General features: G+C 54.3%; 2 rRNA genes. Both read left to right on the top strand.

Annotated elements, in window-relative coordinates:
- The first annotated feature begins 193 nt into the window (after positions 1 to 193).
- A 23S ribosomal RNA gene (locus tag B4N75_RS03310) occupies positions 194 to 3,144 on the top strand.
- Positions 3,145 to 3,299: 155 nt separating this feature from the next.
- Positions 3,300 to 3,409: ribosomal RNA gene (gene rrf, locus B4N75_RS03305) — 5S ribosomal RNA — on the top strand.
- Positions 3,410 to 3,476 lie beyond the last annotated feature (67 nt).

The raw sequence follows: 3,476 nt of genomic DNA, 5'->3' as shown, positions 1-3,476 counted from the left end.
GTTCTTTGACAGAAGAAAGTGAAGGGAAGAAACATGAGTTCCTTGAGGGCGGAAGCCGGAAGGGGACGAGTGAAGGCAAGATACGAAACCGCGCATGGCGAGTGAAGGCCGACGGAGCGCTTGGCATAAGTAAGATAAAGTCCGGAGGCGGAAGTAGCGTTGAAGAGATGCGCGGGAATAGGAAAGATAATATGGTCAAGCGAAATATAGGTTCATGGCGGATGCCTATGGAGCTGGAAGGCGATGAAGGTCGTGATAAGCTGCGAAAAGCCGCGGAGAGGAGCACATATCCATTGACCCGCGGATGACCGAATGGAGTAATCCGGCGCGTGTGAGCGCGCCATCCGGATATCTGAATAAAATAGGATACGGAGGCGAGACTGAGTGAAGTGAACCATCTAAGTAACTCGGGAACAGAAATCAAGAGAGATTCCCCTAGTAGCGGCGAGCGAAGGGGGAGGAGCCCAAACCGCGCAGAGCGGGGTTGCAGGGCTGCATGGGGATGGCCCGGGAAGTTGAGATAAAACCCTGACATAGCAGAAGCTTCTGGGAAGGAGCGTCAGAGAGCGTGAAAGCCGCGTATGCGAAATGGAGGGGACTTCCTGATGCAGTGCCTGAGTACGGCGGGGCACGAGAAACCCTGCCGGAATCCGGGTCGACCACGATCCAAGGCTAAATACTAGACAGCTACCGATAGCGAACGAGTACCGTGAGGGAAAGGTGAAAAGAACCCCGGCGAGGGGAGTGAAATAGAACCTGAAACCATGAACCGGCAAGATGTCACGGCCCGCGAGGGTGGTGGCGTGCCTTTTGTAGAATGAACCTGCGAGTTACGGTATGCAGCGAGGTTAAGGCTTGGAAGAGCCGGAGCCGGAGCGAAAGCGAGTCTGAACAGGGCGGAGCAAGTTGCATGCCGTAGACCCGAAGCCAAGGTGATCTTATCATGGGCAGGCTGAAGGCAGGGTGAAACCTGTTGGAGGGCCGAACAGTAATCTGTTAAAAAAGGTAGTGATGACCTGTGATAAGGAGTGAAAGGCTAAACAAACCTGGAAATAGCTGGCTCTCCCCGAAATGCCTTTAGGGACAGCCTCATATAAAGCTGCCGGAGGTAAAGCACTGGACGGGAATGGGGGAGTCAAATCCTACCTGACCCAATCAAACTCTGAATGCCGGCAGCCAGCGTATGGGAGTGAGACTGCGGGCGCTAAGGTTCGTAGTCAAGAGGGAAACAGCCCGGACCATCGGCTAAGGTCCCGAAATTATGCTAAGTGTTAAATGAAGTGTGGATGCACAGACAGCCAGGAGGTTGGCTTAGAAGCAGCCATTCCTTAAAAGAGTGCGTAACAGCTCACTGGTCGAGCATTCATGCGCAGACAATGTAACGGGGCTAAGCATGATACCGAAGCCATGGACTCATATCATGAGATATGATTGGTAGGGGAGCATTCCATTAACTGATGAAGGAATACCCGCGAGGGGTTCTGGAGGAGATGGAAGAGAGAATGCAGGTATAAGTAACGAAAAGACGGGTGGGATTCCCGTCCGCCGGAAACATAAGGGTTCCAGGGTAAAGGCAATCTGCCCTGGGTAAGTCGGCCCCTAAGGCCAGGCCGAAAGGCGTAGCCGATGGGAAATCGGTTTATAGTCCGATACCTTCCGCAGTTTCGAGGACAGGACGCATGAGGCGAAATCCGGCCGGAGAACGGTTGTTCCGGTCAAAGCGCCGAGCTGATGAGGGCCGCAGGCAAATCCGCGGCCTGAGGCGAGGCGTTACAGCGAGCGGAGAGAAAGTCGAAGCGAAGCGGACGTAGTCATGGTGCCGGGAAATACTGTCTAAGGCTAGGCTGCGGGAGACCGTACCGTAAACGGACACACGTATGTGGGATGAGAAATCTAAGGCGCACGAGCGACCTCGCGTTAAGGAACTCGGCAAAATGCACACGTAACTTCGGAAGAAGTGTGGCTCTGATTGTATAAGATTAAGAGCGGCAGAAAGCAGGCTCAGGCGACTGTTTATCAAAAACACAGCCATCTGCGAACCAGCAATGGGACGTATAGGTGGTGACTCCTGCCCGGTGCCGGAAGGTTAAGAGGAGCGGTTAGAGGCGACTCGAAGCTGTGAATCGAAGCCCCGGTAAACGGCGGCCGTAACTATAACGGTCCTAAGGTAGCGAAATTCCTTGGCGGGTAAGTTCCGCCCCGCACGAATGGAGTAACGATTCTGAGCACTGTCTCAACGCGAGACTCGGTGAAATTTATATGTCGGTAAAGAAGCCGACTACCCATAATTAGACGGAAAGACCCCGTGAACCTTCACCGTAACTTAACATTGGGATCTTATTTATCATGTGTAGGATAGCTGGGAGGCAGAGAAGCGTGGTCGTCAGGCTGCGCGGAGCCGGTGGTGAAATACCAGTCCTGGTGAATGAGATTTCTAACCCGCTCCATGAAGCTGGGGCGGGGACAATGCTAGGCGCGCGGTTTGACTGGGGCGGTCGCCTCCTAAACTGTAACGGAGGTGCGCGAAGGTCTCCTCACCCTGGTTGGGAATCAGGGCGCGAGTGTAAAGGCACAAGGAGGCTTGACTGCGAGAGAGACATCTCGGGCAGGTGCGAAAGCAGGTCTTAATGATCTGATGGTGCTGAGTGGAAAGGCCATCACTTAACGGACAAAAGGTACTCCGGGGATAACAGGCTGATTTTCCCCAAGAGTTCACATCGACGGGAAAGTTTGGCACCTCGATGTCGGCTCATCGCATCCTGGGGCTGGAGCAGGTCCCAAGGGTTTGGCTGTTCGCCAATTAAAGCGGTACGTGAGCTGGGTTCAGAACGTCGCGAGACAGTTCGGTCCCTATCTGTTATGGGCGCTGGATGTTTGAGAGGGTCTGCTTTTAGTACGAGAGGACCGAAGTGGACCGACCTCTGGCTTATCTGTTGTCCTGCCAAGGGCAAGCGCAGAGTATCTAAGTCGGGAAGGGATAACCGCTGAAAGCATCTAAGCGGGAAGCCCGCCTCAAGATTAGACATCCCCGGGAGCATGGCTCCCCTGAAGACCCCTGAGACACTATCAGGTCGATAGGATGCAGGTGTAAGTGCCGCGAGACATTGAGCCGAGCATTACTAATAGGTCGTGAGGCTTGACCATATTATCGTTCCGATTCATAGTATCCTGTCAGGTTCCTTTTCTGCAAGGAATGTTTTCTTCCCAGGTCCGGATCCTTTCCGGACAGACGCGGGCATCCGGGCCCGGGCACATGCGGCCCCTGACCGGACGGGCGCGCGATATATACAGGCATAAATGCCGGTGGCCACAGTGGAGAGGCAATACCCGTTCCCATTCCGAACACGGAAGTCAAGCTCTCTTACGCCGATGATACTGCTCTTCGCGGGAAAGTAGGTAGCTGCCGGCTTTTTTCTTTTTAAATCCTTTTTTTCCCCCCCCACCGGCGCGCTCCGCGCCGGCTTCCCCGCGTCTTT

Origin of the sequence: Treponema sp. UBA7570, assembly GCA_002477955.1 — a bacterium.
GTDB lineage: Bacteria > Spirochaetota > Spirochaetia > Treponematales > Treponemataceae > Treponema_D.
This window is presented reverse-complemented; position numbering and strand designations above follow the sequence as displayed.